This window comes from Nocardia sp. NPDC003482, from assembly GCF_053588115.1.
Map to the genome: position 1 here is coordinate 22,783 of NZ_JBSFPI010000013.1, position 22,697 is coordinate 45,479.

The window sequence follows — 22,697 nt, forward strand, 5'->3', positions numbered from 1 at the left end:
ATTTGCCATTTTCCGGCGTACCGGTGAGATTCGGGGTACCGTTCAGGGTTGTGCCGGATGTGCTGCGGCCCTTGGCATTTCTATCGTCGACTCATGCGCCTGTCCCTGCTCCCACCCGCCGCGGCCATCCTGGCGGCGGTGGCGATGCTGGTGAGCGGCTGTCCCGCACCCGTCCCGCCCGCACCGCCCCCGCCGGACGGTCTGGCGGCGGTGCGCGCGCAGCTGGACTCGCTGCTGGCGGCGGGCGCGGTCGGGGCGCTGGCGACGGTCACCGACGGGGACCGCACCGCCACCCTCGCCGCCGGTTCCGCCGACACCGCCACGGGGACCCCGATGCCCGCCGACCGCCCCCAGTACGTGCGGGTCGGCAGCATCACCAAATCGTTCACCGCGGTACTGACGCTGCAACTGGCCGCGGAAAACGCTCTGGCACTGGATGATCCGATCGACACCTATCTGCCGGGGTTGTTGCGCGGCGACGGCGTCGACGGCCGCGCGATCACCGTCCGCCAGCTCCTCCAGCACCGCAGCGGGCTCCCCGAACTCGTCGACGATCCGTCCTTCGACGAATTCGCCGCCGCCCGCGCCGGGTACACGGTCACCCCCCAACAGGAGATTGCCGCGACGTTGCGGATGCCCGCGCAATTCCCGCCCGGCACCCGCTATCGGTACACCAACGTCAATTACATCGTGGCGGGAATGCTCATCGAACGCGTCACCGGCCACTCCTACGCCGAGGAATTACAGCGCCGAATCCTGGCCCCGCTCAACCTGGTTCACACCTATCTGCCCGCGACCGGGGAGGTGGAGTTGCGCGCCCCGCACCCGCACGCCTACTCCGGCGATCCCCCGACCGATGTCACCCGGATCGAGCCGTCGATCCCGTGGACGGCCGGGTCGCTGGTGTCCGGCGGCGCGGATCCGAACCGCTTCTACACCGCGCTGCTGACCGGGCGGCTGATCGATCCGGTGTGGCTGGCACGGATGCTCGACGGGGTACCCGCCGACGATTCCGGCCGCCTGTTCTACGGCCTGGGCGTGATCACCACCGAATTGCCTTGCGGCACAAGGTTCGTCGGTCACGTCGGCGGCATTCAGGGGTTCCGGACGATCGCGGGCGCGACGAGCGCGGGACGCGCGGTGACGGTGGTGGCGACGGGGCTGCCCGACGCCGCGCCGCTGGATGTGGCGACCGTGCTGGCGCGCACCCTGTGCCCCTGATCGCGCGAGGGGTTGGGCAGGGCGGTGTTCGGCTCTACCGTGAATGCCATGACCACCGTGTACCCGCCGGGCCCGCGCCTGCCCTCGGTCGTGCAAACTGTCCTGTACAACCGGCGCCGCGCCCCGTTCCTGCGGGCGATGGCCCGCCGCTACGGGGACGTGTTCACCCTGCGCATGGCCCCGCCGTACGCGAGACATCTGGTGGTGTTCTCCCGCCCGGAGCATGTGCGCGAGATCTTCGCCGCCGACCCGGCGGATCTGCATGCGGGCGAGGCCAATCGGTTGCTGCGCCCGGTGATGGGTGAGCATTCGCTGTTGCAGACCGACGAGGCGGCGCACGCGCGGTCGCGGCGGCTGCTGATGCCCGCGTTCACCGGGTCGGCGCTGCGCGGCTACCGCGATCTGGTCGCCGAGGTCGCGGCCGCGCATGTGCGCGAGTGGGAGTCGGGGTCGACGGTGGTGACGTTGGACCGGATGAACGAGCTGACCCTGGCGGTGATCCTGCGGGTGGTGTTCGGGGTGGACGAGCGCGGCGGCGCCGAACTCGCCCCGCGGTTGCGGCGCATCGTGGATCTGGACGCGCTCACGTTCCTGGGCTGGACCTCGCAGCGGCTGCGCCGGTACGGTCCGTGGAAACGGTTCGGCGACAACCTGATCGAACTCGATCGCCTGCTGTACGCGCAGATCGCGCGCCGCCGCGCCGCGCCGGGTGCGGGCACGGACGTGTTGTCGCGGCTGCTGGCGGTCGGGGCGGGCGCCGATCCCGCCGACGCCCCGCTCAGCGACGCCGAACTGCGCGACCAGTTGGTGACGTTGCTGCTGGCCGGGCACGAGACGACGTCCTCGGCGCTGGCGTGGGCGCTGCACGAGCTGGCGGCCGCGCCCGAGATCCAGCGACGCGCGCGCCGGGCCGCGGTCGAGGGCGACGACCGGTATCTGGAGGCGGTGCTCAAGGAGGCGCTGCGGCGGCGGCCGGTGATCGGCGGGGTGGTGCGGCGGCTGACCCGGGATCTGACGTTGTGCGGGCTGGAGTTGCCCGCGGGCACGGTGGTGGCGACGTCGATCGTGCTCGCGCACGGCGATCCGCGCAATCATCGCGAGCCCGAATCGTTCTGTCCGGAGCGGTTTCTCGACGGCGGTGTGCCCGCGCACACGTGGCTGCCGTTCGGCGGCGGGGTGCGGCGCTGTATCGGGGCGGGGTTCTCGGTGCTGGAGGGCACGGTGGTGTTGCGGGAGATCCTCATCCGGCACGCGTTGTCGTTGCCGCCGGGCGCGGGCGCCGAACACGCCCGGGTCCGCAACATCACCCACGTCCCGGCCGGCGGCGGGCGGGTGGTGGTGACCGCCGACCCGATCACACCCGCGCGGGTGGGCTGAATTCCGGCTTGACCTTCTCGTTACGGCAACTTCTACCGTCGATGACGAGGCCGGAGGGACCGGTCTCGCGACACAGATGGGAGACGCGATGAGCTGGTCGATCGCGGAGGTGGCGCGGATGTCGGGGGTCACCGCCCGCACGCTGCGGCACTATCACGAGATCGGTCTGCTCGAGCCCGCCTATTCGGGAGCCAACGGGTACCGCTATTACGAGCCTGAGCAGCTGCTGCGGTTGCAGCAGATCCTCGTGCTGCGGGAGCTGGGTCTGAGCCTGGGCGAGATCGCCGAGGCGGTGGATTCCGAACCGGACACGCTCGCGGCGTTGAAACGCCAGCACGAGCGGTTGCTCCTCGAGCGGGAACGGTTGGGCCGCATGGCCGATACCGTGGCGCGCACCATCGCCGAGTTGGAAGGGAGGACCGGGATGGCGGTCGAGATCAACCGTCCGGAGAACCTGTTCGAGGGTTTCGATCAGTCGCGCTACGACGACGAGGCGCGCGAACGCTGGCCGGAGGACTACGAGCGGGCGCAGCGGGTGGTGGCGACGATGACCGACGCCGACACCGAGGCGATGCAGCGGGAGATGACCGCGGCGATGATCCGGATGGCCGAATTCATGGTCGCCGGAACGCCGGTGGACGATCCGGCGGTGCAGGCCGAGGTCGACGCCCACTATCGGGGTGTGTGCCGGTTCTGGACGCCGAACCGCTGCGCCTACGAGGGGCTCGCGGCGATGTATGTCGACGACGAGCGGTTCAAGACCAACTACGAGGCGATCGCCGCGGGGCTGGCCGAGTATCAGCGCGACGCGATGATCGTCTACGCGCGGGCGCGTTTGAGCGAGTAGTTCGCGATGATCACGCCCGTGCCGGTGGTGACGCAGCCGGTGAGGTCGAATTCGCGCAGCGGGGCGGGGCCGTCGAACAGCTTCGTCCCGCTGCCGAGGGTCAGCGGGTGGATCAGCAGCGTGTAGTGGTCGATGAGCCCGGCGGCGTGCAGGGCGCGCACCAGCGACGCGCTGCCGTTGACCGACAGATCGCCGCCGGGCCGGGCCTTCAGCTCGGCGACGGTCTGCACGGCGTCGCCGCGCAACAGGATCGAGTTCTGCCAGTCGTCCACGCTGGTAAGGGTCTGGGAGACAACGTATTTGGTGGCGGCGTTCATGTGCGCGCTGAACGGATTGCCGTCGCTGGCGCGGCCCCACACCCGCGCGAAGTCCTCCCAGGTGCGCCGCCCGAGCAACATCTCCCCCGAGGCGGCCATCCCCCGCGCCATCTCCGCACCCATGATGTCGTCGTTGTACCGCGGCCCCCACCCGCCGTGAGTGAACCCACCGCGGGTGTCCTCGTCGGGTCGGCCGAGCCCTTGGACGACGCCGTCGAGCGTCATGAACATGATGGCCGTGATCGAGCGCATCGCATCTCCTTCCGTCTTCGAGGGATCGGACGGGGCGCGGGCGCGGAAATCATCGGTGCGGGCGTCCCCGCTGGTGGCGCTCGTCGTTTACCGGCGCGGTCGTCGGCGCCCCTGGGTCGTGCGGCGGACGAGGCCGTGCCCTACGGCGTGACCGCCGGTCGCTCGGCGCGGCGGTTCTCGGCGAGGAGTTCGTCGAGGAGGCGTTCGGCGCGTTCGGCGCGGACGAGGGTTTGGGTGCGGGCGTCGTCGAGGGCGGCGAGGCGGTCGGCGGCGTCTTTCTGGGTGGTGGCGAGGGTGGTGGCGAATTCGGCGCGTAGGGCGGTGAGGTCGGCGGCGGCGGTGCGGCGGGTGTCGGTGAGTTCGGTGTGGGCGCGGGTGAGTTCGGTTCGGGTGCGGTCGAGTTCGGCGCGCAGGTCGGCGACGGCCTGGTTGCGTTCGGTGACGGCGGTTTCGGCGCGTTCGATGGCGCGTTCGGCGTCGGCGGCGCGTTGAACGGCGAGGTCGCGTTCGGCGGCCGCGGCGGTGATCTGTTGGGCCGCTTCGCGTTTGGCGCGTTCGATGTCGGCGGTGGCCTTCTGGCGGGCGAGGGCGATCTCCTCGGCGGCCTGTTCGCGGGCGCGCTCGATGGTCTCGGCGGTCTCGCGGCGCAGGGTGCGGATCTCGGCCTCGGCCTCGGAGCGGGCGGCGAACACGTCGTCGGCGGCCTGTTTGCTGATGCGTTCCACCTCGGCCATCGCCTGCTCGCGGTCGTGCAGGGCGGCGGCGATGCGGGCTTCGGCCGCGTCGGCGGCGGCGGCCGCGTCCTCGGCGGCGGATTCGGCGGCGGCGCGGGCAAGTTCGGCGTCGCGGCGGGCCTGTTCGGCGGCCACGGCGGTCATCTCGGCCTCGGCGATGCGCCGCGCGGCGTCGGCTTGCACGGCCTGGACCTGGGCTTCGGCGACCGACGGGTCGGCGAGGGTGGACAGCTCGGCCACGGCGGCGGTGAGCGTGGAACCGAGGTTCTCGGCGAGGGCGCGGAACTGGATCAGCAGCTCATCGGCGCGAACCCGCGCCGCGGTCACCGGACCCTGTTGCGTCACAGTGACGTTCGCGGCGGGTGTCTCGGCCTCCTCCTGCTGCCGCCGTTGCCGTTCCCGCCAGGCCCGCCAGCGCGTGTGGTCGGGGTGGTCACAGTATTCCGAGGGCCGCCCGGGGCCGCCGCCGCGCGTGATCGGTCGGGTGCAGCCGGGGTAGTTGCATACGGTGGACACCGGTGAATCGTAGCGTTGGTTTCGTCAATTCCAACGCAATGACACGAAACGAAAGTGGTTGTCGCCGTGCGCTTCTGACCGCCGATAAGTGAACCTTATCGGAGGTCAGGTCAGCGAGATCGCCCCTCCGACCGGCGATTCGGTTACGTTTCGTTTCGTCATCACACACGAAACGATACAGCGACGAAACTCGGTGAAAACTGGGATCGTTGGTACAGCCGTACCAATCAGCCTGCGCCGCAGACGAATAGGGGGACCATGACGACACCCACAGCCCGCACCACCGCCGGAACGGTCCGCGGCCGCTGGGAGAACACCCTCGCCGTCTTCCGCGGCATCCCCTACGCCCGTCCCCCCTTCGGCCCGCACCGCTTCCGCGCCCCGGCCCCGCCGCTCCCCTGGCCCGGCATCCGCGACGCCACCCGCTTCGCCCCGCCCGTCCCCCAAGCCCCCGAACCCGATGTCCCGCACCCGGATTGCCTCACCCTGACCGTCTGGACTCCCGACCTCGCCGCCGACCTCTCGGTCATGGTGTGGATCCACGGCGGCGCCTACCTCGAGGGCGGCTCGGCCAACCCCGACCACGACGGCACCGCCCTCGCCGCCTCCGGTGTCGTGCTGGTGAGCATCGACTACCGCGTCGGCTGGGAGGGTTTCGCCCACCTCGACGGCGCCCCCGACAATCGCGGCATCCTCGACCAGATCGCCGCCCTCACCTGGGTGCGGGACAATATCGCCGAATTCGGCGGCGACCCCGGCCGCGTCACGGTGTTCGGTCAGTCGGCGGGCGCGGGCTGTATCGCGGCCCTGCTCGCGATTCCCAAGGCGGCGGGGCTGTTTCGGCGCGCCATCGCCCAGAGCGTGCCGGGCACGTTCTTCACCCCCGCACTCGCCGCCGACATCTCCGCGACGATCGCCGGACGACTCGGCCGCACCGCGACCGTCCGCGACTGCGCCGACGTGCCGCCTCGCGCCTTCATCGACGCGACGACCGCGCTCATCCGAACGCTGCCGTCGTACGCCGACCGGTGGGGGCCGCTGACGGTGACCCCGACGCCGTTCTCGCCGATCGTGGACGGCGATCTCCTCCCCGAATCCCCCTGGCGGGCACTGGCTTCCGGTTCGTCACGTGACGTCGATCTGCTCGTCGGTCACACCCGCGACGAATTCAGTCTGTTCACCGACCGTCCGGATCACGAGGTCACCGAGGCCGACGTCGACGCGGCCGTGGCCTTGCTCGCCCCCGAGGGCGGCGACCGCTATCGGGCGTCGTTCCCCACGGCGTCGCCCGCCGAGCTGTCGCGAATCGTCCACGCCGACTGGTTGTTTCGCATGCCCAGCCTGCATCTGGCCGCCGCCCGGAACGCGGGCGGTGGTCGTGCCTGGCTGTACGAGCTCACCTGGGCGTTCAACCGGTCGTCGCATCACCCAGCCGCGCCGCGATGCCGTCGAGAACCGAGTCCAGGCCGACCTCGAACTGCCATTGCACGTCGTCCTTGCGGTCGGCGTGCTGGATGTACCGCGCGTACCTCGGGTAACGGTCGGTGTTCACCAGCCAGGCCATCTGGGCGGACAGCCCCGCGCGGGCCTCCTCGCGGGTGGACCAGCCGCGCGCGTCGAGCATCCGGCTCAGCCTGACCTCCGAGTCGACCGCGCCGTGCACATAGGCGGTGACGGTGCTGTAGACCGCCATGGCGGTGTCCACGTCGAGCCCGAGGCCGTCGAGCGCGACGAGGGCGGCCTCCGTCACGGCCAACTGGTTGGGCGTCGGCGCGCCGCACGCCACCCGCGTCGCCCAGGAGTGCGCCAGCAGCACCTCCCTGACGCGCAGGGCGACCGACCGTAGGGCCGCGCGCCAGCCGTCCGTGCCGTCGGGCAGATCCAGCTCCCCGTACACGAAGTCGACCATCAGCTCGAGCAGCTCGTCCTTGCCGGTGACGTAGCGGTAGGCGGCCATGGGGGCGACGCCGAGTTCGGTGGCCAGGCGGCGCATGGTGACCGCGTCGAGTCCCTCGGCGTCGGCGAGAGCGACGGCGACCTCGGCGATCCGTCGGGGGGTGAGGGTCGCGCGGGGAGCGGGCGTGGGCCGTTCGATGCGCTCCCACAGCGAGACCGGGTCCTCGCTCGCCGACTGTCTCTCCTGGGAGGCCATCGCTCGCATTCCTTCCGTCGCAGGCTGGTGTGTACAGCGTAACTCCAGTAGACACCGTACACAGCCATGTGTACGGTGTATCTCATGGATACAACGTACACAGCCGAGGGTTGTCGTGATTGACGCGACGACCACCGTCCTACGCACCGCGGTGATCATCGGCAGCACCCGGGACGGACGGTTCGGTCCGGTCGCCGCCGACTGGATCGCCGGACACATCGCTCGGCGCGAGGACATGACGGCCGACCTGATCGACCTCGTCCGGACGCCCCTGCCGACCGTTTTCCCCGCGTTCGGGCAGGCACTGCCCGAGGAGGCCATGGCACAACTGGGCGCGGTGTCGCCGCGGCTGGCCCAGGCCGATGCCTTCGTGATCGTCACGCCCGAGTACAACCACAGCTTCCCCGCGTCGCTGAAGAACGCCCTCGACTGGCACCAGGAGCAGTGGCACGCCAAGCCGGTCGGCTTCGTCTCCTACGGCGGCCTCGCCGGCGGGCTGCGGGCGGTCGAGCATCTGCGCGTGGTGCTCGCCGAACTGCACGCGGTCACGATCCGCAACACCGTCAGCTTCCACAACTACGGCGAGGTCTTCGGTGCCGACGGCACCCCGTCCGACCCCGGATGCGATGTCGCGGCGAAGGCCATGCTCGATCAGCTCAGCTGGTGGGGGCGGTCGCTGCGCGAGGCCAGACGAGTCCACCCGTACGCCGTCTGACCTCGCCACTCCCGAACCGCCCGAATCGAAAGCGAAAACCCATGCCCCCCAACGCATTCGACCGTGCCAGGGACGTCCTGGTCCGACCGTTGTCCCTGGGCCGCCTCACGCTGCCCAACCGCGTCGTGATGGCGCCGATGACCCGCGAGTTCTCCCCCGGAGGGGTGCCGGGCCCCGACGTGGCCCGGTACTACGCCCGGCGAGCGGCCGCCGGTATCGGCCTGATCATCACCGAAGGCACCTATATCGGCCACGACTCGGCGGGCAACAGCGCCCGGGTCCCGCACTTCTACGGCGAGGACGCGCTGGCGGGCTGGTCGGCGGTGGCCGACGCGGTCCATCGGGCGGGAGGCCGGATCATGCCGCAGCTGTGGCATGTCGGCATGGAGCGCTCGGCCGGTGATCCGCCGGTCCCCGACGCCCCCCGGCTCGGCCCCTCCGGCCTCGCCCTGGACGGCACGCACTCCGGCCGCGAGATGACCCACGCGGATATCGATGAGGTGGTCGCCGCGTACGCCACGGCAGCGGCGACCGCCGAGGCCCTGGGCTTCGACGGCGTCGAGATCCACGGCGGCCACGGCTATCTCATCGACCAGTTCCTGTGGGCCCACACCAACCGGCGCACCGACGCCTATGGCGGCGACATCGTGGGCCGCACCCGTTTCGCCGCTCGGGTCGTGGCCGCCTGCCGGGACAGCGTCTCCGGCGACTTCCCGATCTCGTTCCGGCTGTCGCAGTGGAAGGTGAACCACTACCAGGCGCGGATAGCCGACACACCGGAGGAACTGGACATCATGCTCGGCCTGTTGGCCGACGCGGGCGTCGACGCGTTCCACTGCTCCACCCGGCGTTTTCACCTGCCCGAGTTCGAGGGATCCGACCTCAACCTGGCGGGCTGGGCCAAGAAGCTTTCCGGCAAACCCGCCATCAGCGTCGGCTCGGTGGGCCTGGACACCGAGTTCCCCCAGATGTCCCCGGCCGCGGCCACCGACATCGGCGCGCTGCTCGACCGCATGGAACGCGACGAGTTCGACCTCGTGGCCATCGGCAGGGCACTGCTGGGAGATCCCGAATGGCTGGCGAAGGTCCTCGCCGGGCGGATCGACGAACTCACCCCTTTCCACGGCGGCGTCCTCGGCAGTCTGCACTGAGCGCGGAGCCACCGACCTTTTTCAACGATGGGAGCAAGACATGCACACTCGACCCACTCTCGGTGACCCCTCGCGCGCTACCACGGCACACAAGGTGGCCGCACGGTTCGCCGCCGGGCTGCAACAGGCGGGCGCCGCGGGCGACGCGGACGGCTACGACGCCGCGTTCGCGGCAGACGTGGTGTGGGGCAGCCCCTATGGCGCGTCGGTGACCGGCTACGACGAATTGAACGCCATCCACCGCCGCTTGATGAAGGCCCAGGTCGCCCCGGCGTCACACTTCGACGTCGTCGGCGCGACGTCTCCCGCGCCCGGGGTTGTGCTGACCCAGATCCGCAGGCTCGCCACCGAGCCGGGCGGGTTCTCCGAGATCGCCATGTATCTCCTGATCGAGAAGGACGGCGGGTGGTGGCTCGCGGGGGCCCAGAACACGCCGATCACGGATCCACCGCGCCGCGACGCGTCGCCCGAACAGACCGGTCAGGAGTAATAACCCGGATGGAAGTGCTTGCCGCACTTGGCTTTTCGCTGTCCAGCGAGGTGTCCGAGGACTAGAATCAGGGCCATCGAAGGGGAGGGTTGTCCACCGAAACGAGGGTCGCCCCATGTCGAGTCACGTCATCGAGAAAACGCTCGTCGCCCTGTCGGTCGCCGCGTGCGCGGTCGTCGCGGCCGGTCCCGCGCAGGCGATATCGACCCCGACGACGCACTGCGGGAGGCATTTCGACAGCGTCGATTGGCAGGCCCTGTCCTCGACCGACACCTCCCACGTGGACACCCTTTTCTTCACCATCGATGTCGGCGGTGACGATATCCGTTCGGGCACCGGCGTTTCCGGGACCGTGACGTTCCGGACGCTGTTCAGCCGGTCGGACCAGCGGGCGAGCGCCGTGTTGACCTCCGACCCGCACCCGAACAACTCCACCTTCACCGGACGGATCTCGCTCGGGTCGCGCCCGGACGCCGTCGACACCCTGGTCAGCCCGCTGGACATCCGCGCGATCGAACTCGCCTCGTCCTCCGGGCAGCCCGATATCTTCAGCACCCCGGACAACTGGAACATGGATTCGATCTCGGTCCAGTACACGACGCTCGAGGACGCCCGCACCCTGCACCCGCTCGTCCTGGGATCGGGGAGCCCGTGGCTGCATCGGTTCAAGGCGGACTGCGACGACGACTCCGGGGAGGGCGGTCCGCTGTGGTCGGTGGTCAACCCGACGACGTGAACCACCGGTCCGCCCGAAATGAGTAGGGCGCGTGAGTACTCCGGCGGACGTGCGCCACGCCCGCTCGCTCCTACGCTGACCCGATCATCGGTCAGGCGCGCGGAGAGGAAACGCTCATGCCCTACATCCACATCACCCACAGTCCCGGAATCGGATTGCGCGAGTACCGCGCCGTGCAGGAGGCGATGGGACCGGAACCGATCGCGGGGAATCTGCTCAGCCTCGTCGGCGAACGCGACGGCGCGCTGCACGTGGTCGACGTGTGGGAATCCGCCACGGCCGCAGACCGATTCGCGGCCGAACGCCTGTTCCCGGCATTCGAACGCACCGGCATCACCCCGGGCCCACACGACACCGTCACCGCCTTCGAGGCGCAGCTCGTCGTGGACCAGCTACCGCGATGACGACCTGTCCCACCCGCCCGGGTGATCCGTTTGCGCCCCGACCACTCGAGCCGCGACCACATCGTCCCCCAGGTCGCGGTGCGATCACCGGTCACCCCCCGACCGATCGGGCCGACGACCAAAGCGTCCCGAAGGTCGCGGTGCGATCACCAGTCCCGCCCCGACCGGTCGGGCCGACGACCGTAGCGCTCCGAGGGCCGCGACGAGATGGCCGGTCCCGCCCGCCGGCTCGGACCGCGACCCCAGCGCTGCGAGGGTCGCGGTGCGCCACCGTCCGGCCCGCCGCCGCGCCGGGGCGGCAGTGGGGGCTCGAGTGGTCCCGGCGGCCGCAAGCGATCACCGGTCCGGCTCCGACCGCTCGGACCGCGAGCCCAGCGCTCCGAGGGTCGCCGTTTGATCACCCGTCCCGGTAGCGTCCTGGTGGGGAGCAGGAGGTGATCGGTGTCGGGGCCGTTGATCGGGCGCGCACGCGAACTCGCCGATCTCGCAGCCCGCCTGGAGCTGGCGGTCGGCGGGGCGGCGCAGCTGGTGGTGTGCGCGGGCGAGGCGGGTATCGGCAAGACCCGGCTGGCGAGCGAACTGGCCGAGCGGGCGCGGCGGCGGGGGATGCGCACGGTGTGGGCGCGCGCCGCGGAACTGCCCGATGTGCCGCCGTTCTGGCTGTGCCGTCAGATCGTGGACCTCGACGACCTGGATGCCGTCGATCCGGTGTCGGGCCGGGTGGCGTTGTTCGACCGGTTCGCCGATCGGCTCGTGCCCACCGACACGGCGGTGCTGCTGGTCGTCGACGACATCCACTGGGCCGACGAACCGTCGCTGCTGGCGCTGGTGCACGCGCTGCGCCGGTTGCGCGATCGCCCGATCATGGTGTGCGCCACCGAACGTGCCGCGCCGAGCGAGGCCGCGCCGGGCTGGCGGGCGATCAAACCGAAACTGCTCGCCGAACCGAACGCCTACACCCTCACCCTGCACGGCCTGGCAGCGGCGGAGTCGGCGGCGTACCTGCGCGGTGAGGCCGAGCGCCCGATCCCCGATCCGCTCACCGCCCGCGCGCACGAGATGACGGCGGGCAATCCGTTCTATCTGCGGGAGTTGGGCCGCGCGCTGCGCGCGACGAACTCCGACGAGCTCACCGTGCCCGCGACCTTGCGCGCGGTGGTCGCGGGCCGCACCGCGACACTGTCGCCGCGCGCGCAACAGTTCCTGCGGGCGGCGTCGATCCTGGGTGGCCAGTTCGCGATCGCCGTGGCCGCCCGGCTGATCGACCGACCGGCCCTGGACTGCCTGGCCGCCGTGGACGAGGCGGTCGACGCGGGCCTGCTCGAACTCACCGACGCGGCGGGCGAGGTGCGATTCGGACACGCCCTGGTGCGCTCGGCGTTGCTGGACGGGCTGCCGTTGCGGGAGCGAATCCTGTTGCACACCAAGGCCGCTCACGCGATCGAGGAACTGTATCCGGAGGCGACGGCCGCGTACGCGGCGGCGCTGGCGCGTCATTACGCGCAGGCCGCGGTGGTGGGGCAGCGCGCACCGGCGGTGCGGTGGGCTCGCACGGCCGGGGACATCGCGTGGCGCGAGGCGGCGTTCGAGGAGGCGGTGCGCTGGTACGGGGTGGCGTTGGAGCACGCCGCCGACCTCGCCCCGACCGACCGGGGCCGGTTGCTGCTGGCGCGGGCGCGGGCGCGGCTGGCGGCGGGGGACCGGCACGGCGCGCGTGAGGATTGCGTGGCCGCCGCCGGATCGGCGCGCGCGGCCGCCGCGCCGGAGGTGCTCGCCGAGAGCATGCTGGTGCTCGAACCGATCGGGGATCTGGTGTGGGACCGCGACATTCACGACGGCTGCGCGGAGGCGTTGCGCGCGCCCGAGTTGTCGGAGGCGTTGCGGTCGCGGCTGCTGGCGCGGTCCACGGAGGCGGCGGTGTATCTGGGCCGCCTCACCGGGGTCGAGGAGTCGAGTCGGCGAGCCTTGGCGCTGGCCGAGGACGCCGGGGATACCGAGACGTTGGTGGCGGCCCTGCGGGCGCGTCAATTGGCCTGTACCGCACCGGAATTCCGGCAGACGCGGGTGGAGCTGGCGCGGCGGATGACCGAGACGGGAACGGCGGCGCGCAGTCCGGCCACCGAGATGTGGGGGCGGTTGTGGACGGTGGACAGCCTGTTCGAGCACGGCCGCCTCGACGCGGTCGGCGCGGAGTTGGCGCGGCTGCGCTGGTGTGTGGAACGGACCGGCGGCCCGCTGCCGCGATGGCATCTGCTCGTCGCCGAGGCCGCCCACGCCCAGTCGCTCGGCGAGACGACCGAGGCGGTGCGCACCGCCGAGCGGGCCCGCGCGCTCGCCGAGACCGTCGCGATGCCCGCCGGGTACGGGGCGTATCGATCGCTGCTGACGATGGTCGGCCACCACATCGGCCATTTCCCGCAGACGTTGGAACTGCCGCCCGCGCAGCTGCGCGGGGAGGTGCGCAACCGGTTGTTCACCGGCCTGGGCACCGCGTTCCCGTTGGCCGAGTCCGGGCGGCTCGAGGAGGCGGCGAGCGTGTACCACGGGTTGGGGCCGCCCGAGCGGTGGGACATCCCGCCGTATTTCCTGACCGTCGCGGTGGCGATCGGCGCGGCGATCGCGGTCGCCGTGGGGGCGCGCGAGGACGTCGCATACTTCGCCGACCGGTTGGCCGCCTGGCGCGGGGCGCATGTGTGCGTCAGCGGCGGCACCGCCACCTATCACGGCCCGGTCGAATTGTGGCTCGGGAAATGCGTTGCAGCGCTGGGGGATTCGAAGGAAGCGCGGGAGTTGTTCGCGACGGCGGTCGCGGCGTGCGAGGGGAACGGCGCGGCCGGATTCGCGGTGGAGGCGCGCTGCGAGCTGGCCGGGGTGCTGCTGGGCGAGGGGGATCGCGACGGGGCGCTCGCCCAGGTGCGGGCGGCGCTGCCCGGGGCGCGGGCGCGCGGGATGTCGCCGTGGGTGCGGCGCCTGGAACAGCTCCACACCGCCGCACAGGAGCGCGACGGGTTGTCGCGGCGGGAGCGCGAGGTGGCGCGGTTGGTCGCGCAGGGATTGAGCAATCGAGAGATCGCCGCGGCCCTGGTGTTGTCCGAGCGCACCGCGCAGAACCACGTGCAGCACATCCTCACCAAGCTCGGATTCACCAAACGCGCGCAGATCGCGGCCTGGGCGCAGCGGACGGGGGACGCTGAGTAGCGGTGTGCGCGGATCGCGGCCCGGGCGCTGTGGAAGGGAGTGCCGAGTAGCGGTGTGTCGCGATCGCGCCTGGGCGCAGCGGGCGGGTGCCCTGAGTAGCGGGTGCGCAGAACGCGCGGGGGTGCAGCGGACACGGAGTGCTGAGTAGCGGTGCGCTGACGGGCAGGGGTGCAGCGGACGCGGACCGCTGGTAGTGGTGTGCCCAGATCGCGGCCCGGTGCGGTGCAAGGGGACTGTGGAGTATCGGTGTGTCCCGATCGCGGCTTGGCGCAGCGGGCGGGGAGCGCTGCGTAGCGGGTGCGCAGAACGCGGCCGGGGCGGGCCGTGGTGAGTAGCGGTGTTGAGTAGTTCGGCGGATTCGGGCTTCGTCGCGGGGCCGATACCGTGGTCGGGACGGTCGAGTTGGGGGGATTCCTCAGTGCGGCAACGCATTCGCCTCGGCCGGATCCGAACCGAAGGGAACTGTCATGTCCGTTGTCTCGCGTGTCCGCACCCCGCTGCTCGCCGCCGCCGTCGCGGTGGGCGCCCTCGCCGCCGCCGCGCTGCCCGCGGCCACCGTCTCGGCCTCCCCCGGCTACGACTGCCCGGGCGGAATGTTCTGCGGCTGGGACGGTCCCGACGGCACCGGTCCGATGATCGTGCAGGTCGAGTCGATCTGCGCGCTGCACGACATCGGCAACGGCGGTGTCGGGGACCGGTTGACCTCGTACTGGAACCGCACCGGCAAGACCGTCGGCATCTACAACTGGACCGGCGAGGAATGGCAGTTGCTGGCCTCGACCGCCGACAACACCCGCGGCACACTGCCCGCCTGGGCCGACAATATCGCCGACGCGGTGTGGGTGTGCGGCTGAGTTCCCTTGTCCCCATGGCCTTTCGGCCAGGCGATCGACGTTCGCTTGTCTCCACGTCTTCCGGCGGGGACGATCGGCGGTCGCCTGTCCTCATGGTCTTCCGGCGGCGACGATCGACGGTCGGCTGTCCCTTCGGTCTTCCGGTGAGGACGATCGACGGTCGCTTGTCCCCATGGCTTTCCGGCGGGGACGGTCGACGGTCGGCTGTCCCCACGGTCTTCCGGCGGGGACGGTCGACATTCATCTGTCCCCATGGTCTTCCGGTGAGGACAACCGACGTTCATCTGTCCCCACGGTCCTCCAGCGAGGACAATCGACATTCGCGTGTCCCCAACGCCTTCCGGCGAGGACAATCGACGTCGGAGGGGTGAAAGGACGGCCGGGTGATGGTCGGTGCGATCGGTGTGGTGATAGCGGCGGTGGCGTCGGCGGCCGCGGTGAGCCTCGGATACGCCGGGGACGCCGCGAGCGCCCGCCCCGGCTGCGCGGCCGTCTGCGAAACCGCCTCGGGCGCTTACGGTCTCGACATGCCCAGCCCCGGCAACGGTCTGCCGCCCGGCTGCATCCTGTTCTGCGACTCCCCCGCCAGCCCCCCGCCGCGCGAATCCTCCGGCCCCGCCTATCCGAGCCCCGGCTCGGGCCTGCCCCCGGGCTGCGTGCTGTTCTGCGACTCCCCCGCCGCCCCACCACCCCGCTCCGCGCCCGGCCCGGACTACCCCAGCCCGGGTTCGGGCCTGCCGCCGGGCTGCCTGTTGTTCTGCGAGTCCCCGGCCGCCCCCGCGCGCCAAGACGCACCCGGCCGGGAGGTGCCGCGCCCGGGGTCCCCGCTGTCGCCGGGGTGCCTGGTGTTCTGCGAAAGACATTGACAGACACGACCATCGAGTGAGGGCTCGCATGACACCCCCGGACCGGACGCCCGATCCGACCGCGCGGCCGACCCGCCGTGCGCGGCTGGTTCGGGGGATCCTCGGCGCGGTCACCTGGTCGGGCTGGACCGGTGTGGCGGCATTGGCGACGGCGATCGCGGCGATCGGCGCGCTGTGGTTCACCGCGCAGTCGCTGCGCGCGACCGACAATCAGTACGGCCTGGCCCAGCAGGTCGCCGTGTCGGATCGTTTCCAGAAGGCCGTCGAGCAGCTCGCGTCGGACCGGATCGATCAGCGCGTCGCCGGTATCTACCTGCTCGAACGACTCGCCAAGGACTCTCCCGGAGATCGCGACACGATAGTGGAAGTGCTGGCGGCGTTCCTGCGCGCGCACGCCCCCGCCGCGGACTGCCGGATACCGCCGCCGTCGGAGCCCGCGCGCCTGGCCATCGACCACCAGGCGGCACTGACCGTGCTGGCCCGCCGGGAACATCCCGACGCGCGACCCGGGTCGCGGATCGATCTCAGCCGGACCTGTCTGGTCGGTGCCACGGTGGAATCGGGGAATCTGGGCTGGATCCAGTTCTCCGACGCGGTGCTGGCGCGAAGCACCTTCAGCGAGGTGACCTTCGAGCTCGCCGTGTTCCAGCGCGCCGACCTCACCGGCACGGTGTTCAACGACTCCCGGCTGAGCGCCGTCACCATGTGGGACGCCAATCTCACCAAGGTCCAGATGCACGCGTGCAAGCTCGGCGACGGCGGATACGCCGGGGCCGATCTCGCCGGAGCGGATCTCTTCTCCTCCGACAACTTGGGAACTCACGCGTTGGATCCCAACGAGTACGTCGAGAACCAACTCCCCTACTACGACAAGGACACTCGCTGGCCGCTGGGCTTCACACCGCCGGTGCCCAGCCGCCCGGCCCCCTGACCGCACGCGGAACATTCTGCGCCCGTGCGCGTTTCGGCCGCGTCCTCCCCCGTCTCCCTGCCGCCACCGGGTAACGTGACCGGCGATGACCAGCGCAACCGACAACGACGACACCCGCGCGGTGGTGGCCGTGCCCGATGCCGTGGCCACCCGATTGCGGCACGGGGTGCGCAGTGTGCTGGTGGACGCGGCGGCGTTGCGGCTGGTGCGGGAGCGGTTCGACGACGAGCAGGCCGGGGCGTTGCGGCGGTATCTGGAGGCGTCGCAGTCGCCGAACACGGTGCGGGCGTATCGGTCGGATTGGATCGGCTGGTCGGGGTGGTGCGCGGCGGAGGGGCGGCAGGCGTTGCCCGCGGATCCCCTGGACGTGGCGGTGTATCTCGCGGCGGCGGCCGACGCGCGCAAACCCGCTGGGGGGTGGGCGTTCTCGGCGGCGACGCTGGAACGCAAGAGCGCGGCGATCGCGGCGGTGCACGCGGCCAACGGATTGCCCTCCCCGACGCGCAGCGATGTGGTCCGGTTGACGTTGCGGGGTATCCGCCGCACCCGCCGCTCCCAGCCGCGCCGCAAACGCCCGGTGCTGCTGAACACCCTCGAACAGCTGTTGACCGGTCTGCCGGAACCGGGCTGGCCGCGGGAACCGGCGCGCCGCCGTGACGCGCTGATGCTGTTGGTCGGTTTCGCGGGCGCGTTGCGGCGCAGTGAGCTGGCGGGCCTGCGGATCGCCGATGTCGGTGTCGACGTGGATCACGCCACCGGCGAACCGATCCTGCTGGTGCGACTGCCCGCCACGAAGACCGACCCGACCGGCGCGGCCGCACACCGGGTGGCCCTGCCGCGCGGCTCCCGCCCGCACACCTGCCCGGTGTGCGCGTTCGCCGACTGGATCCGCCTGCGCGAGGCCGTGTTCCGCGCGTCCGCCCCCGACGTCGAGATCCCCGATCCCGCGATCCACCGCTGCCACGCCTTCCCCGGCACGACCCTCACCGACCCCGCCCTCCCCCTGTTCCCGGCGGTCGACCGCCACGGCAATATCGGCGCCACCCCCGTCTCCGGCCGCGCCGTCGCCGAACTGATCAAACGCTACGCCGCCCGCGCAGGCCTGGACCCCGCCCTGTTCTCCGGCCACTCCCTGCGCGCCGGTTTCGCCACCCAGGCCGCCCTCGGCGGGGCGAGCGACCGCGAGATCATGCGCCAGGGCCGCTGGTCCAACCCCCGCACCGTCCACGGCTACATCCGCACCGCGAACCCGTTGGAGGACAACGCGGTAACCAAACTCGGCTTGTGAGTTCCCGCCCTACGCCAGCCGCACGTCCGCGGTGGCGAGCCCGAAGATCTTGCGCCCGGCCGATTTCGCGACGATGACCACCACCGCCGACCGGGTGTCGGGGTCCACCGACTTGATCCGCCCGGTGAACTCGACGCTCCCGCTGGCGGCCGCGTCGATGACGGTGTAGTTCGACAGCCGCACCCCGTACCGGGTGAGCGCGCCGGGATCACCGAGCCATCCGGTGACGAACCCCGCACCCAATCCCATGGTCAACATGCCGTGCGCGATCACATCGGGCAGCCCGACGCGGGCGGCGATCCCGGCGTGCCAGTGGATCGGGTTGGCGTCGCCGGACACTCCGGCGTAGTTCACCAGGTCCCCGCGCGTCAGCTTCACGGTGCGCGGGGGCAGTTCGGTTCCGGCGGCGACGTCGGCGAAGCGGAGGGTCGTGCGCGGGGTGCGTGTCCGCGAGTAGGCCGAAAGACGCGCGGCGACAGTCGGTTTCGTGTCCGGCGAGGAGGCGTCGACCGTGGCGCTCGTGGCGCCGAACCCGCTCATGATCACCCGGTCGATCATCTCCGCGATCCCGGAGTCGACGTCGTCGCCGGTGATGCCGACGACGGTGGTGTGCATGATCTGCACGACCTCCCCGGCCTGGTCGGTGAACGTGTTGGTGATGGTGAGCAGGTCCTTCCCCGCGACGCGGCGCGCCGCGGTGAGTTCGACATCGCTGATCAGCCGCGCACCGGTGCCCACCGGCTCGTACATCTCGAAGACCTGATCGGTCTGGACGAACATGTCGTACCCGGCCATGACGGTTTCGAGCAGCCGCCGGTTGGCGAGCATGGCGACGGTGGACAGGAAGGTGGTCGGGGCGATCAGCCCGTCGTAGCCGAGGTCGGCGGCGGCGGCCTCACTCCAGTGCGCGGGGTGGAAGTCCTGCACGGCTCGCGCGTATTCGCGGATCTTCTCCCGCCCGACCTCGTAGTAGTCGTCCACGCGATAGCGGTAGCCCACCATCCCGACCACATCCAACGCCGCTTCCACCCAGTTCCTCCATGCCTGTCACGCCCGAACCCGCGCCGCGGGAACGGCATTCACGAGCGAAACCTCACCTTCTCACATTTCGGGCGGCGATTCGATCCCGAACATCGCCCCGCTCACCTTCCCCGGCACGCGTCGATGCGCGTCCCACCCCACCCGGATCAGCCGCCGCACCGCGAATTCGCCTCGGACGCTGCGGGTGTCGATGCCGTCGTGTCCGTGCGACGGCAAGCTCATTTCCGAGAGCGCTGCGCGCTGGTCCCGGGTCGGTCGAGTACACGCAGCGCGAGCAGCCCGCCGATCCCGGGCACGAACGACAGCGGCCGGGCGCGCGAACCGCGGTCGGTGAGCAGGACGGTGAGCACGATGATCGCCACGTAGGCCGTGCCGTGCAACGGCCCGAGGGCGCTCCCGACGGCGGCGACGTGCACGGTGGCGAGGTTGATCAGCATGATCGCGAGGGTGACCGCTTCGGCGAGGGCGGTCAGGCGCAGGGCGAGGCGCATCGGTCAGACTCCCGTCGACGAGCCGGGGCGCACGATCATCAGGACGGTCACCACCGCCCAGAGTGTGTTGAAGATCCCGACGAGCATCCCGAGCCGGGCCGCGGAATCCGCTGGGACGGAACGGTTTTCGCCCGCCAACGCGAGCACGGCCCGCTGACGCGGCAAAATCAGCAGCGCGAGCAGCGCCGCGGCGAGGGCGGTGAGGGCGAGGGACACCAGCACCCACGCGTCGCCGAGCACTCCCATGCGCACCGCGGTGATGATGCCGAACACGGGCAGAAACACCCCGAGCGCCGCGTAGCCGCGGCAGACGCGGTGCAGCAGGGCGGCGGTGGTGCGGGCGCTCGCGTCGGCGGGGTCGGCGGCCAGGGCGCGCACCGCGCGGGGAAACATGCTGCCCGCCACGGTGATCGGGCCGATCGCGACGATCGCGACGATCACGTGCAGGCTCAGGAACACCGCGGTCATGCGCGCGCCACGGCGGGGAACGGAATTGCCATGCGGCACACGCTAGGAACCCGCACCCCACCCGCACCACTGGCGAGAGTGCCAACCTCCAACGGAATCTTGCCAACCCCCTCGAATCGCCTACGACCAGCTCACATTCCCCGCTCGAGCTCGGAAACCCGTCCGGTGACCGCTAGAATCCAGCCATGCACAAGGTCGCGATCCTGGCCACCGAGGGCGTGATCCCCTTCGACCTCAGCGCCCCGCTCGAGGTGTTCTCCCGCGCCCGCTTCGCCGACGGCTCCCCCGGATACGAGGTCACCGTGTGCGGCCCGCGTCCGGCGGTGTCGGCGGGCCGGTTCACCCTCGCCGATCTCGGCCCGCTCGACCTGCTCGCCGACGCCGACACCATCGTCCTACCGGGCTCGGAGAACATCGACCCCCCACCGGAATTCGTGCTCGACGCCCTGCGCGCCGCCGCCGCGCGCGGCGCGCGGCTCGCCTCGATCTGCGTGGGCGCGTTCACCCTCGCCGCGACCGGCCTGCTCGACGGCAAACGCGCGACCACCCATTGGATCGGCGCGGATCTGCTCGCCGCCCGCTACCCGAGGGTGCGAGTGGACCCGCGGCCGCTGTTCATCGACGAGGGATCGGTGCTGACCTCCGCGGGCGCGGCGGCGGGCCTGGACCTGTGCCTGCACCTGGTGAACCTGGACTACGGCGCCGCCGCCGCGGCCGACGCGGCGCGGCTGGCGGTGGTGCCGCTGCGACGCGAGGGCGGGCAGGCGCAGTTCATCAACCACCTCACCGAGGTCGACGACCGCCAACCGTTCGCCGACACCCTGATGTGGTTGCGCGACAACTACCGTCGCGAGCTGACCCTCACCGATATCGCCGCGCACGCCGGGGTCAGCACCCGCACCCTGAACCGGCGGTTCACCGAGCAGGTCGGCGCCACCCCGATCACCTATCTGCGCACCCTGCGCGTGCGCAAGGCCAAGGAACTGCTCGAACACACCGGCCTGCCCGTGGAACGCGTCGCCCGCGAGGTCGGGTTCACCTCGATGACCACCTTCCGCGACACCTTCCGCGACCTGGCCGGGGTCACCCCCACCGGCTACCGCGCCGCGTTCCGGGCCCGCCGCGACCAGAACTGACCCCGAAACCCGGTCAGCGGAACGGTGGTTCGTCGAAGGTGCGCAGCTTGCGCGAGTGCAGCCGGTCGCCCTCGGCGCGCAGCAGTTCCACCGCCCGGATCCCGATCCGCAGATGTTCGGAGATGGTGCCCTCGTAGAAGCGGTTGGCCTGCCCGGGCAGTTTGATCTCCCCGTGCACCGGTTTGTCCGACACGCACAGCAACGTCCCGTAGGGCACCCGCAGTCGATACCCCTGCGCGGCGATGGTGGCGCTCTCCATATCGACCGCGATCGCGCGCCCCTGGTTGAACCGCTGCGCCGACGCCGCGTACCGCAGCTCCCAGTTGCGGTCGTCGGTGGTGACGACGGTGCCGGTGCGCAACCGCTGTTTGACGTCCTCCCCGAGCATCCCGCTGACCGCCTTGGTGGCGTCGTAGAGGGCGCGCTGCACCTCGGCGATGCTGGGAATCGGGATATCGGGCGGCAACACCGCGTCGAGGACGTGATCGTCGCGCAGATAGGCGTGGGCGAGCACGTAATCGCCGATGTCCTGACTCTCGCGCAGACCGCCGCAGTGCCCGATCATCAACCAGGCGTGCGGACGCAGCACCGCCAGATGGTCACAGATGTTCTTCGCGTTCGCCGGGCCGACCCCGATATTGACCAGCGTGATGCCCGGCCCGCGCGCCGAGAGCAGATGCCAGGCCGGCATCTGATGCCGCTTCCACGCCAGATCCGAGATCGCCGCATCCCGGTCCCGAGTGTCCGCGGTGATCAAAGCCCCACCCGCACAGGACAATCCGTCGAATTCGCTGTCGGGGTCGGCGATGCGTTCCACCGCCCACCGCACGAACTCGTCGACGTATCGGCTGTAGTTGGTGAACAGCACGAACGGCTGGAAATGCTCGACCGGGGTGCCGGTGTAGTGCCGCAACCGGGCCAGGGAGAAATCGGTGCGCAACGCGTCGAAATGACTCAACGGCAGCGGCTCGCCCGGGTCCACGACGCCGTCGGCGATCTCGTCGCCGATGCGCGACAGCTCGGTGGTCGGGAAGTGCGCGGCCAGATCCGCGCTCATCGACCGATCCAACCCCAGATCCGCGCCGTCGATGACGTACGGGAACGGGATCTCCTGCTGCGACGGCCCCACCTCCACGCGGATGTCGTGGTCGCGGGCGATGGTGTCGAGCTGTTCGGCGAGATAGGCGCGCCGCAACGCCGGGCGGGTCACGGTGGTGCGGTACACCCCGGGCCGGGTCAACCGCCCCCACGCGCGAGACCTGTTGTGCGCGGCGGCTTTTCCGTCCCAGGTGACCCGCAGCTCCGGGTACACGAACGCGCCCGCCTCCCGGGCCACCGCGTCGGGGACGACGCCGCGGTCGACGAACGCGGCGACAGCGCTCCGCAACGCGGTCACGGCGCTGTCGTAGCGGGCCTCGAGTTCGTCGAGGGCGCGCTCGATGGTCGGGTCGCTGGCGGTGCGGCGGTCCGGCATGATCACCATCGTAGTGACGTGGACAATTGACCAATTCG

22 protein-coding genes and 1 pseudogene are annotated in these 22,697 nt (G+C 71.0%); 15 read left to right on the top strand and 8 right to left on the bottom strand.

Going from position 1 to position 22,697, the window contains the following annotated elements; all coding sequences use genetic code 11:
• Positions 1–93: 93 nt before the first annotated feature.
• The 3 genes from ACWDSJ_RS21080 to ACWDSJ_RS21090 all read left to right on the top strand — a co-directional run bounded on the left by ACWDSJ_RS21080 (position 94) and on the right by ACWDSJ_RS21090 (position 3,445).
• Positions 94–1,221, top strand: a complete 1,128-nt coding sequence (locus ACWDSJ_RS21080; protein ID WP_450033706.1) for a serine hydrolase domain-containing protein — start codon at positions 94–96, stop codon at positions 1,219–1,221.
• Positions 1,222–1,269: 48 nt separating this feature from the next.
• Positions 1,270–2,598 (top strand): cytochrome P450, encoded by a 1,329-nt coding sequence (locus ACWDSJ_RS21085; protein ID WP_450033707.1) that lies wholly within the window; start codon positions 1,270–1,272, stop codon positions 2,596–2,598.
• A gap of 88 nt (positions 2,599–2,686) precedes the next feature.
• Entirely contained in the window at positions 2,687–3,445 is a 759-nt protein-coding gene (locus ACWDSJ_RS21090) for a MerR family transcriptional regulator (protein WP_450033708.1), read from the top strand.
• On the opposite strand, the gene ACWDSJ_RS21095 is transcribed toward ACWDSJ_RS21090, so the two are convergent.
• On the bottom strand, positions 3,418–4,014 hold the full coding sequence (locus ACWDSJ_RS21095; protein ID WP_450033709.1) for a dihydrofolate reductase family protein: 597 nt from the start codon (positions 4,012–4,014) through the stop codon (positions 3,418–3,420). The genes ACWDSJ_RS21090 and ACWDSJ_RS21095 overlap by 28 nt on opposite strands.
• A gap of 140 nt (positions 4,015–4,154) precedes the next feature.
• On the bottom strand, positions 4,155–5,264 hold the full coding sequence (locus tag ACWDSJ_RS21100) for a hypothetical protein (protein ID WP_450033710.1): 1,110 nt from the start codon (positions 5,262–5,264) through the stop codon (positions 4,155–4,157).
• A 258-nt stretch (positions 5,265–5,522) separates the two neighbouring features.
• On the opposite strand from ACWDSJ_RS21100, the pseudogene ACWDSJ_RS21105 reads away from it, so the two are divergent.
• A pseudogene (locus ACWDSJ_RS21105) lies at positions 5,523–6,446 on the top strand (carboxylesterase/lipase family protein); the annotation flags it as partial.
• A 226-nt stretch (positions 6,447–6,672) separates the two neighbouring features.
• Here the strand turns inward: ACWDSJ_RS21105 and ACWDSJ_RS21110 are convergent.
• Positions 6,673–7,416 (bottom strand): TetR/AcrR family transcriptional regulator, encoded by a 744-nt coding sequence (locus tag ACWDSJ_RS21110; protein WP_450033712.1) that lies wholly within the window; start codon positions 7,414–7,416, stop codon positions 6,673–6,675.
• A 118-nt stretch (positions 7,417–7,534) separates the two neighbouring features.
• Between ACWDSJ_RS21110 and ACWDSJ_RS21115 the strand changes: the two genes are divergently transcribed.
• The 10 genes from ACWDSJ_RS21115 to ACWDSJ_RS21160 all read left to right on the top strand — a co-directional run bounded on the left by ACWDSJ_RS21115 (position 7,535) and on the right by ACWDSJ_RS21160 (position 18,049).
• Positions 7,535–8,131 carry an NADPH-dependent FMN reductase gene (locus tag ACWDSJ_RS21115; protein WP_450033935.1) on the top strand — a complete coding sequence of 199 codons (597 nt, stop codon included), beginning with the start codon at positions 7,535–7,537 and terminating at the stop codon, positions 8,129–8,131.
• 41 nt (positions 8,132–8,172) lie between these two features.
• On the top strand, positions 8,173–9,282 hold the full coding sequence (locus ACWDSJ_RS21120; protein ID WP_450033713.1) for an NADH:flavin oxidoreductase: 1,110 nt from the start codon (positions 8,173–8,175) through the stop codon (positions 9,280–9,282).
• A 40-nt stretch (positions 9,283–9,322) separates the two neighbouring features.
• Positions 9,323–9,772, top strand: coding sequence for a DUF4440 domain-containing protein (locus ACWDSJ_RS21125; RefSeq protein WP_450033715.1), 450 nt, complete (start codon positions 9,323–9,325; stop codon positions 9,770–9,772).
• Positions 9,773–9,887: 115 nt separating this feature from the next.
• A complete protein-coding gene (locus ACWDSJ_RS21130; RefSeq protein WP_450033716.1) occupies positions 9,888–10,508 on the top strand; it encodes a hypothetical protein in 621 nt (206 codons plus the stop codon).
• A gap of 116 nt (positions 10,509–10,624) precedes the next feature.
• Positions 10,625–10,912, top strand: a complete 288-nt coding sequence (locus tag ACWDSJ_RS21135) for a hypothetical protein (RefSeq protein ID WP_387370151.1) — start codon at positions 10,625–10,627, stop codon at positions 10,910–10,912.
• Between the two features lie 441 nt (positions 10,913–11,353).
• Entirely contained in the window at positions 11,354–14,110 is a 2,757-nt protein-coding gene (locus ACWDSJ_RS21140; RefSeq protein ID WP_450033717.1) for an ATP-binding protein, read from the top strand.
• Between the two features lie 467 nt (positions 14,111–14,577).
• The gene (locus tag ACWDSJ_RS21145; RefSeq protein WP_450033718.1) at positions 14,578–14,964 is read left to right on the top strand and encodes a peptidase inhibitor family I36 protein; all 387 of its coding nucleotides are present in this window, start codon (positions 14,578–14,580) and stop codon (positions 14,962–14,964) included.
• A gap of 383 nt (positions 14,965–15,347) precedes the next feature.
• Entirely contained in the window at positions 15,348–15,830 is a 483-nt protein-coding gene (locus ACWDSJ_RS21150) for a hypothetical protein (RefSeq protein ID WP_450033719.1), read from the top strand.
• 28 nt (positions 15,831–15,858) lie between these two features.
• Positions 15,859–16,761: a pentapeptide repeat-containing protein gene (locus ACWDSJ_RS21155; RefSeq protein ID WP_450033720.1), complete on the top strand. Its 903-nt coding sequence runs from the start codon at positions 15,859–15,861 to the stop codon at positions 16,759–16,761.
• 85 nt (positions 16,762–16,846) lie between these two features.
• Complete coding sequence (locus tag ACWDSJ_RS21160) at positions 16,847–18,049, top strand: site-specific integrase (RefSeq protein WP_450033721.1); 1,203 nt, start codon at positions 16,847–16,849, stop codon at positions 18,047–18,049.
• Positions 18,050–18,058: 9 nt separating this feature from the next.
• Here ACWDSJ_RS21160 and ACWDSJ_RS21165 read toward each other — a convergent pair whose 3' ends face one another.
• The 4 genes from ACWDSJ_RS21165 to ACWDSJ_RS21180 all read right to left on the bottom strand — a co-directional run bounded on the left by ACWDSJ_RS21165 (position 18,059) and on the right by ACWDSJ_RS21180 (position 20,049).
• A complete protein-coding gene (locus ACWDSJ_RS21165; RefSeq protein WP_450033937.1) occupies positions 18,059–19,051 on the bottom strand; it encodes a fused (3R)-hydroxyacyl-ACP dehydratase subunits HadA/HadB in 993 nt (330 codons plus the stop codon).
• 99 nt (positions 19,052–19,150) lie between these two features.
• Positions 19,151–19,312 carry a hypothetical protein gene (locus ACWDSJ_RS21170; protein ID WP_450033722.1) on the bottom strand — a complete coding sequence of 54 codons (162 nt, stop codon included), beginning with the start codon at positions 19,310–19,312 and terminating at the stop codon, positions 19,151–19,153.
• A complete protein-coding gene (locus tag ACWDSJ_RS21175; protein ID WP_450033723.1) occupies positions 19,309–19,581 on the bottom strand; it encodes a hypothetical protein in 273 nt (90 codons plus the stop codon). The genes ACWDSJ_RS21170 and ACWDSJ_RS21175 overlap by 4 nt, the downstream gene beginning before the upstream one ends.
• A 3-nt stretch (positions 19,582–19,584) precedes the next feature.
• Complete coding sequence (locus ACWDSJ_RS21180) at positions 19,585–20,049, bottom strand: hypothetical protein (protein WP_450033724.1); 465 nt, start codon at positions 20,047–20,049, stop codon at positions 19,585–19,587.
• Positions 20,050–20,234: 185 nt separating this feature from the next.
• Here ACWDSJ_RS21180 and ACWDSJ_RS21185 point away from each other — a divergent pair, with 185 nt between their 5' ends.
• A complete protein-coding gene (locus ACWDSJ_RS21185; RefSeq protein WP_450033725.1) occupies positions 20,235–21,185 on the top strand; it encodes a GlxA family transcriptional regulator in 951 nt (316 codons plus the stop codon).
• A gap of 13 nt (positions 21,186–21,198) precedes the next feature.
• Here the strand turns inward: ACWDSJ_RS21185 and ACWDSJ_RS21190 are convergent, their stop codons facing one another.
• The gene (locus ACWDSJ_RS21190) at positions 21,199–22,659 is read right to left on the bottom strand and encodes an AMP nucleosidase (RefSeq protein ID WP_450033726.1); all 1,461 of its coding nucleotides are present in this window, start codon (positions 22,657–22,659) and stop codon (positions 21,199–21,201) included.
• Positions 22,660–22,697: the final 38 nt, after the last annotated feature.